Below are 8,307 nucleotides of genomic sequence, written 5' to 3' on the forward strand. Positions count from 1 at the left end.
CTGACGGGCACGGTCACGGGCACCGCGCCCGGTTCCTTCGTGTTCGGCAATGCCGGCGGCGGCGGTGACCTGGTCCAGGCCATCCAGCTGGGCGGCAAGTTCGGCTTCGACGTCAGCTTCACCATGCTGCCGGGCGACATCGGCACGGCGTTCGGCTGGGCCCTGTTCGATGCGACGCACTACCTGGGCGCCGACGGCGACCTGGGCAACCTGTTCCTGCAGCCGTTCGCTCCGGTCGGCGAACAGGTCCTCGTGGCGGCGCCCTCGACCCCGGTCAGCAGCGTGACGAAGGTTCCGGAACCGTCGACGGCGGCGCTGATGCTGGTTGCCATGCTGGCGATGATGGCGTGGCGGGGGCGTGAAGCGCGCAGGTTCTGAGCGGTCCTGAAGACCTGAAGCAGCCCGGAAGCCGATGTGCGGCTTCCGGGTTTTTTCTTATTCACGGCTAAGCTATTCGCGACCTAATCACAGGCTTTGCCAATACTCAATTTCGTCTTTGCGTTAAGTGCCAGAATGCTCGCTGGTTCCAATAGGTAACTATGGGAGGATGCGATGCAAGACGCTAGCGAACTGGGCAACTTCATTCGCGAGAAAAAGTGGCTGAATTCGAGTCATCGTCCCATCCAGCTGAAGCTCTTCCATCGCCAGTCCTATACCGACGATATTCTGCTTCCACAGGTTGTCACTGGATCGGAGTCCGTCTGCGGCGGATTTAGATACCAAGTCAATTGCGTTGCCACGTCTGTCGCTCTTCCATTGAAAGAGTTCATCGGCTTGCCGGCCACACTTGAATTTGTTAATGACCGAAGAGAATTGCGCAAGGTCAGCGGCCTGATCTCGCAAGCCAGTGCAGGCGATTCGGATGGCGCGATCGCCAGCTACCAGCTCGTCGTCAGCGACGCCATGGCATTCATGGACCAGCGCGTCAACACCCGTGTCTTCCGGAGAATGAGTTGGCCGCAGATTGTAACGGTCGTGTTAAAGGAATGGACGCAACTCAACAGCGCTTTGACTGGTAATTTCGACTTTGAGTTTGCGCCTGGATTCCGGCTCGACAGATACGCAGAGCGCGAACAAACAATACAGTTCAACGAATCGGATGCTGCATTCGTACGCCGGTTGTCGGCACGTTCCGGCGTCGCCTGGTGCTTTCGTCCCGGTCGCAATCGGGCCTGGAGAGAACAAAGCCGGGCAACCGAACTCGCATCAGCACATACCCTGGTACTTTTCGATTGCCAGAGTGACCTGACGCGAAACGCGGCTGGCGTCATCCGCTATCACCGCGACGCCGCGACCGAGGAGCGGGACTCCGTGACGCGTTGGCGCGCGGTACGCAAGTTCCAGGCGGGCAGCTCGAGCATTTTCAGTTGGGACTATAAGCAGCCAGGAAACGTGCCAAGGATGTTCGCCGAGGCTCCCACCACGGCCGACCAAGGCGTCTCAGGAAACCAGCTGGCAAACAGGATGCAGGAGTTCATTGTCGAATCGCCGCATGTCGGCGCGGACGATCGGGATCTGCACCGCCTCGGCTTACTACGGATGCAGCGTAAAGAGCTGGACGCAAAACAATTTACCGGAGAAGGAAGCGTACGGGATTTCTGCGCCGGCGAATACTTCACGATCAAAGATCACCCGGAGATAGACCGTCATCCGGAGGCCGAGCGCGATTTCGTCATCACGTCGCTCGAAGTCAGGGCTCGAAATAACCTGCCAAAAAGCCTGGAGGACCGCTTACACCGGCTGTTTGTGTGCAATGGCTGGCACGACGCCTCCGGTTCCCTTATCGCTGGAAGCGAAGATGGGGCCGCCGCCCCTTTTCAGATGCGCTTCGAAGCCGTTAGACGTTCCGTCCCGATCGTTCCATCATTCGACCCGCGTACTGACCTGCGTGACCCTGGCTTACAGATTGCCATCGTGGTCGGAGAGGAAAACGACGTCGTGCATTGCGATGAATACGGCCGTGTGAAGATTCGGTTTCCAGCTGCATACCCGAGAGATGGTCAACACGACCTCGGTACCAACCCATCGGGTGCTGGTGCCGATTCTGCTTGGGTAAGGGTGGCAACAACCTGGGCTGGCGGTAGCGATTCTCAATGCGGCACCCTAACCCTGCCCAGAGTCGGAACCGAAGTTCTGGTGGCTTTTCTCGGCGGTGATCCCGACAAGCCCATCATTATCAGCCAGCTCTTCAATGGACAAGCTCTGCCGCCCCCGTTAAGCAAGCGGGCCAATCTGCCGGTGACGCGTTTCCTTTCGGGTATGCGTAGCCAGGAAATCCACGGCACGCGCGCGAACCAGCTCCGCTTTGACGACACGCCACACGAGATCAGCGCTCAACTCTCAAGTGACGATGGCACTTCGCAACTGAATCTTGGCTGGCTAACGCATCCAAGAGACGACCGCCGCCAGCCTCGCGGCGAGGGTGCCGAGCTCAGGAGTGATAACGCCGTGGCGATTCGCGGTGGCAAAGGCGTGCTCATTACCTCCGAGGGCAGCGATCGGGCCAGAGGCAACCAGTTGGATCGAACAAAGCTCATTGGCCTTGCTGACGGGCTACGCGACATTGCCGACCAACTCTCGAAGCTCGCGGAAACCCATGCAAAAGATCCCGCCAATGGGCCGCAGTTGGCACAGCTCGTTGACAAACTCAGACATTTGGACAGCGGGTCCAATATCGCGGATGCAGGCAGCGATTCAGGCGGTGCTCCTATCGTCGCGATCAGCGGGCCGGCGGGGATCATCATGGCGAGCAACGAGAATCTTGCACTCGGCGCGGAAAAAGATATCGACTTCATCACGGCGGCTGATATGCACGTCACCACGGGTGGAAAAACTTCCACACACGCGGCCCATGGAGTCAACGTTTATGCGAACGACGGCGGCATGAAGCATATTGCTGCGCGTGGAGATATGCAAACCGAAGCGCAGGACGGGAGCATCGAACTGCTTGCGAAAAAAGTGATGGAGCTGATCAGCACAACGGACTGGATCAACATCAAGGCCCGGAAAGGGGTCTGTCTCTATGGCGGCGGCAGTGAACTGCGGATCAGCGCCGACGGCATCATCGGCAAAACGACGGGCAACAGTTACACGTACGCCGCCGATCATCAGACATTTGCCAAGCAGGCGACACAAGTGCAGTTCGCTGACGAACTCCCACACCATGACATTTGCATTCCTTGCCTGCTCATGGCGGCACGCGCGCACAGTCCGCTGGTGGAGGCGAAATGAACAATGGAAATCAGAACGCGTACCTCTTGATCGACAACGGGTTGCTGGAGGAAGTGTCGGCAAGCTACACCGAAGTTGATTCAAAAAATCGCCCGCTATGGCTTGAGCCGATTTATCCCGATCATGCCTTGGCGGTCAGCCCACTCCTCGTTGACCTCGACGCCGCGTATGAAGCCGGAGACATCGACCGGGTCATGAGCTACGTGAACGCGCGCAAACCCGCGCTGCACGTGTCGATTATCGAAACCGAACCAGGCTTTGAACAGATCGCCCAACATCTGCGTCGGTTCATTTTTATCGTCTCTCCTGACGATAAACAGTTCACCCTCAGGTATGCAGACTGCACGGTTCTCGCCCCGCTGTCGGTCGTACTGACCAAAGCACAATGGGCAACCATTAAGGGCCCGATCTCGCGCTGGGGAGTTCATGACCGATCGGGAACGCTTATTCCACTATCGCCTGCCGAACCGGTCGAGTACGCACCGACGCCGTTTAGCCTGACTCACGATCAACTGGCCGCACTCGACGAGGCCAGCGAGCCGGACCACTGCATCGCCAAAGTAAAAATGATGGGTCATGGTTTGCCTTTGACCGGAAATACGGCGGAACAACACGCGTGGGCTCTCGCAGCGCGTCAAGCGTGGCGTGCCGCAGGAAATTCCAATTCATTGATTTTACTTTTTCTGACAGAGGCTGCACTGATAAGCCGATGTGAAATTCTAAACCGCCCTGAAATTCAGAATTTTCTTGCAATAAACGCACCCGCTGAGTTTCGCATTAAAATTTCGGCATTAATTAACGAGACCCGTGACTCAAGACATCAGCCCCTACAAAATGAAACTAGTAACGAGGAATCAAATGCGATTAACTACATCTAAGGCAAGCGAATTATGAGAGTTGCCATCCCGAATTTCTTACGTTGGTATCCCGTCACTTCATTCCTACTAATGGGAGTATTTTTTTCAATCATCGTCGTTATCTATGACTACTACAAGGTAGACAACTACATTCCTGTTACCGTGACAGGCGTACATCACATGGGAGGCGATTATCGGATCGCGGCATTCTACGTCGACAAATATAGTGGCGGCACTGTCGGCGAGAGTGGTGGTGGAGGGTCAATGGTTTGCTGTCTCATGCTTCCCAGGAAATGGTATCCCGGTTTGAAAGCGAACGTCCGCTGGGAGGTGCGCCACATCGTAAGGTCGTCCAATCCTGCGTTACCGGAAACGGAAGAGGTCGCTGGCTTATACCATGCGCAAGTACCAGTAGAGGCCTATGATGAACCAGAGAACTTCTGGGTACATTTCTTTCCACAAGGTGGCGTGCGAATCGTTGTGAGCGCATTCGGACCATACGGAAAGCAGCATCCCATTCAGTTCGGAGATACGCACGCGACTCATCAGGCAACCACGGGATTCGCAGTCAAGGCGCTATTTTCCCCAGATGAGATCGCCAGATTAATAGATGAAGACGCTCGCAATAAAGAGAAATTTGGAGATTGGCGATGAAAAGAGCTGATGTGGCATTATCACCAACACAGACTGCTCCGATAAGAAATATTAGGAAAGTCTTGCCGGAACATGATCCCGATTTTAAAAAATGCCAGGCAATCTCGAATATAGGCCTCTTTTTTGACGGAACCAACAACAATCAAGATCGTGACCGTCCAAAGCTTGCCGACACTAATATTTCGCGGCTACACAGCGCCTATAACGACGATCCATTCACTGGGTACAACGCCTCTTATATTCCAGGTGTAGGAACAAAATTTCCAGAAATAGGAGAACTTGAGGAAAGCAAACTAGGTACGGGTTGCGCAGTGGGCTGCGAAGGACGAGTCATTTATGGTCTACTATCGGTATTCAACGCTTTACACTATCGCTGCTTCAATAGTGACATGTTCGATGAGAAAACTGTTCTCGCGCTATGTCGCAATAGTTTGAATGTAGGCGATAGCATGGATCGAGAGCACCTCGCCAAACTCGGCGTACATAGCGGCCTTCTGCAAATGAACGTAGGCAGTAACAACATTCGCCGCGAATTCCTAATTCGACAAGCACAAAATTTGGAGGCAAAACTAAAGGAAGGGAAACCCCGAGTCATTGAGTGCTTCCTCGACGTATTTGGCTTTTCCAGAGGCGCTGCAGAGGCACGGGTATTCTGCAGTTGGCTGAACGAAATCCTCGTTGACGGCCGTCTCGCCGGTGTTCCGTTGCATTTTCGATTTGTAGGGATTTTCGACACGGTCGCATCCGCAGGATTTTGGTCTGGCGTGTCTGCACTGGTAACGAATTCGACGGGAGGACACGGAGCATGGGCCAGTAACGATGCGTTACGCTTACCGACCTCCGTGCAAAACTGCGTGCACATGGTTGCGATGCATGAGCTAAGACGGAATTTTCCCTTGGACGAGACTGGCGTTGACGGCAAACTACAGACGGGGTGGGTCCAGCACGCTTATCCTGGTGCGCACAGCGATGTCGGGGGCGGTTATCGGCCTGGCGAACTCGGCGTAGCGGTTGGACACGATTCGATGAAGCTATCTCAAATTCCACTTAACCACATGTTTGATTGCGCGGTCGCGGCCGGCGTTCCGTTGAAAAAACCTCGGACAATCTCCGGCAGTTACGACCCGTTTGCAATTCATCCCAATCTTGCGAAATCTTTCGCCGATTTCGTTTCTCAGGTAACTCTCGCACCTCGGCCGATTTACGAGTGGCTTCAATCGTACCTCAACTGGCGGTGGCAAATACATGATCGCTTCGACATGAGCAATCAGGTCAAGCGTGCGGACGGCGCCGAGAAAAACATTCTACTTGAGTGGAATAATCGTCTGATCAATGACGCCGCTGCAATGACGCGATCGGCTTCCATGAGCTTGGGTAAGAGAACCTTCTCAGCGCTCAAAGATGTTCTTTATACAGGAGCAAGAAAAGACGTTTTGACAACTTCCTTCCTGGAGCCCGAAGCGCGGGAAGTGTTTGCACTTGCGCAGCGTGCAAAACCGACGCCGCACACGCTAGCCGCATTTTTTGACGATTACGTACACGACTCCCTGGCTGGGTTCAATCTACCGAAATGCGAAGTCACGGGATATTGGCGTTACCGTCGAGTCTTCCTGGGTAGCGACGACCACACGGTGGCCGCCAATCAGGACACCGACACGGCACGCAGCATCGCGTAACGGATTCAAGCGAGGGCAATATGAAAGACGAGAAAGGACGAGGTGTCATCCGCCTCGGCGACAAGACCACGCACGGCGGAGAGGTCATTTCGGCAGCACAGGATTTCACCGTGCTCGGCAAGCGGGTCGCTCTCGAAGGCGACTCTACGTATTGCCCTCAATGTAAAGGTAAGTTTTCCATCCACCCTTGCACCGACTCGCGCAGGCACCACGGCAAACGAGTCGCATACGATCAAGATATCACCGCCTGCGGCGCCAGGCTGATCTCGTCGATATGATCCGTCGACGACTTCACGCATTAGTTGCAATAAATGTTAATTGCAGCTCAATCTCTCTTGCCCGCCGCGCAAGCTTTTTCCGTGCCCTCCGCCAGTTTATCCCACTCGAATAAGCAACAAACATATTTACGAATATTTTGCAACCGATCGCTTGTGATTTAACAAAATTGCGTTTAAATTATCTCCAGTCGACTCCGCCTCAATAACAAGAACACATTCTTCCCGGTCCACTTTCGCGCGGCCGGGGCCAGTGCGCCGTACCTCCAGAACAACCGCCGCCATTTTCGAATCTCATCGTGCGAGAGGCCGCGTGCCGCCCGTACGGGGTCATCGACGTCTGAAGGAGTCCGCAATGCCCGCCTTCCCTCTTTCGCTGCTCGACCTGGTCTCGCCCTACCAACTGCTCGGCACGACCCTGGGCGATTGGCAAGCGGCGCTGGGTGCCATCTATGTCGACCACTACGAGGCAACCGGCGCGGCCGAGGGCACGACGATCCGCGGCGTAGCGAAGTTCGCCGTCTCCGCGCGGCCCGTGCTCGACCTCCCGAACGCGCGCCTGACCGTCACCGCCACCGCCGGTGGCCTGCATCCGCAGGACGATCCGACCCGGCGCGATCCGTGGATCGACATCCAGGACACGCAAATCGCCTTCGAACTGTTCGTCCCGCGCACCGGTTCCCCGATCATCGCGGCCGCGACGGGCGTGGCGGCCACCACGACCGACGTGTTCAACGTACTCGACACGCTGCCGATCGACATGCCGGTATCCGACTATCCCGGCGCCCAGTTCACACTCGACATGCTGCTCACGACGGTCGTGCTGCGCCCGCCCATGCTGAAAGGCGCGAAGCTGCGCGAGTCGGATGGCCTGCTGGAACGCGACCCCGCCAACACCGTCGTGTCGTTCACCCTGCCCAGGCTGCGCATGCAGTTGTCGCAGGACGCTGCCGGGGTCCTCGCCTTCAACCTCCTGAGCCTCGGCGCGTCCAGCCTGGACGACGGCAGCGACCTCGGTACCGCCGAACTGATCACGATGACGCCGCCGTACGCATTCATCGGTGATTCGAACGTCGTGGGCTTCGGCTTCCGCAGCGCCGTGCTGGACCTGTCGAACGGCTACACACCGCCGGAGGTGCTGGCGCAGTTCGGCTACGACGAGAACTGGACCGGCCTGTACCTCCCCGTCGTGCGCCTGTTCGTGGCGCCGCACGGGATGAACGACATCGCCGTGTCGGCCGGCGCCAGCAACCTGTTGATCGGGCTTGGGAACACGCCCGGCATCACGGGCGACTTCGACGTCGCCGTCATCAACCAGGGTGCGCCGATCGGCGTGTCGGCGCGCTTCTACGGTCCCGGCAACCAGCCGATCGGCATCACGCGCACGGGAGACACGGCCACCGCCATGCTGCCGCAACGCACGCGCATGGTGGTCGACGCGTCCGGCCAGCGTCCGCCGTACGCCTTCACGGCCGCGCTGGACGGCAGCCCGCTCGCACCAAGCGCGCCATCGATGCCGAACGTGTTCGACGTCGACCTGGGCGGCGACGGCGCGGGCAGCATCGTCGTCGGTGCGGCCAGCGGGGGCGGCACGCCGGCCCAGCTGACCATCGC

Annotated in this window: 7 protein-coding genes; all 7 read left to right on the top strand. The window is 57.1% G+C overall.

Annotated features, from left to right (window positions below; all coding sequences use genetic code 11):
• Positions 1–378, top strand: a 378-nt coding sequence (locus ACEN88_RS18960; RefSeq protein WP_413342000.1) for an NF038129 family PEP-CTERM protein, incomplete at its 5' end; no start/stop codon positions are given.
• Between the two features lie 174 nt (positions 379–552).
• Positions 553–3,231 (top strand): type VI secretion system Vgr family protein, encoded by a 2,679-nt coding sequence (locus ACEN88_RS18965; protein WP_413342002.1) that lies wholly within the window; start codon positions 553–555, stop codon positions 3,229–3,231.
• Positions 3,228–4,109, top strand: coding sequence for a DUF4123 domain-containing protein (locus ACEN88_RS18970; RefSeq protein ID WP_413342004.1), 882 nt, complete (start codon positions 3,228–3,230; stop codon positions 4,107–4,109). The genes ACEN88_RS18965 and ACEN88_RS18970 overlap by 4 nt, the downstream gene beginning before the upstream one ends.
• Positions 4,110–4,121: 12 nt before the next feature.
• Entirely contained in the window at positions 4,122–4,742 is a 621-nt protein-coding gene (locus ACEN88_RS18975; RefSeq protein ID WP_413342005.1) for a DUF3304 domain-containing protein, read from the top strand.
• A complete protein-coding gene (locus tag ACEN88_RS18980) occupies positions 4,739–6,418 on the top strand; it encodes a T6SS phospholipase effector Tle1-like catalytic domain-containing protein (RefSeq protein ID WP_413342007.1) in 1,680 nt (559 codons plus the stop codon). The genes ACEN88_RS18975 and ACEN88_RS18980 overlap by 4 nt, the downstream gene beginning before the upstream one ends.
• Positions 6,419–6,438: 20 nt before the next feature.
• Positions 6,439–6,696 (top strand): PAAR domain-containing protein, encoded by a 258-nt coding sequence (locus tag ACEN88_RS18985; protein WP_413342009.1) that lies wholly within the window; start codon positions 6,439–6,441, stop codon positions 6,694–6,696.
• A gap of 352 nt (positions 6,697–7,048) precedes the next feature.
• Positions 7,049–8,307 (top strand): hypothetical protein (locus ACEN88_RS18990; protein ID WP_413342011.1); only part of this gene is annotated, 1,259 nt, incomplete at its 3' end.

Source organism: Massilia sp. CT11-108 (genome assembly GCF_047302915.1).
Lineage (GTDB): Bacteria > Pseudomonadota > Gammaproteobacteria > Burkholderiales > Burkholderiaceae_D > Telluria > Telluria orientalis.

Bases quoted from the DNA above. Each gene is read 5' to 3' on its own strand.
- ACEN88_RS18980 (WP_413342007.1), top strand. From the start codon at position 4,739: ATGAAAAGAGCTGATGTGGCATTATCACCAACACAGACTGCTCCGATA.
- ACEN88_RS18975 (WP_413342005.1), top strand. From the start codon at position 4,122: ATGAGAGTTGCCATCCCGAATTTCTTACGTTGGTATCCCGTCACTTCA.
- ACEN88_RS18985 (WP_413342009.1), top strand. From the start codon at position 6,439: ATGAAAGACGAGAAAGGACGAGGTGTCATCCGCCTCGGCGACAAGACC.
- ACEN88_RS18965 (WP_413342002.1), top strand. From the start codon at position 553: ATGCAAGACGCTAGCGAACTGGGCAACTTCATTCGCGAGAAAAAGTGG.
- ACEN88_RS18970 (WP_413342004.1), top strand. From the start codon at position 3,228: ATGAACAATGGAAATCAGAACGCGTACCTCTTGATCGACAACGGGTTG.